Genomic DNA, 217 nt, shown 5'->3' with positions numbered 1-217 from the left:
TAAAGGTTTCATGTAGATAAATGAAGATAAAATAATATTACCTAAAGTGGCAAAATATCCACCTTCAAAAGGCCTGATCCAAGTACTCATTAAGGCTTCACGCTTGTATATACCCAAGACAACCTCAATCAATGTAACAAAGTTTAGAAAAGCTAATACACCCCAAAACTTTTGTGTGTTGGATTTAAATTTCCAAAGCCCTCTAAATATCTCTAAT

Annotated in this window: 1 pseudogene; it reads right to left on the bottom strand. The window is 32.7% G+C overall.

Annotated elements, in window-relative coordinates:
- Positions 1–217 (bottom strand): annotated as a pseudogene (locus ACRHOC_RS15710) (cytochrome C oxidase subunit IV family protein); the annotation flags it as partial.

The organism is Winogradskyella poriferorum (assembly GCF_050618035.1).
Classification (GTDB): Bacteria; Bacteroidota; Bacteroidia; order Flavobacteriales; family Flavobacteriaceae; genus Winogradskyella; species Winogradskyella poriferorum_A.
The sequence above is the reverse complement of the archived record's forward strand: the minus strand, read 5'-3'. Positions and strand labels throughout refer to the sequence as shown.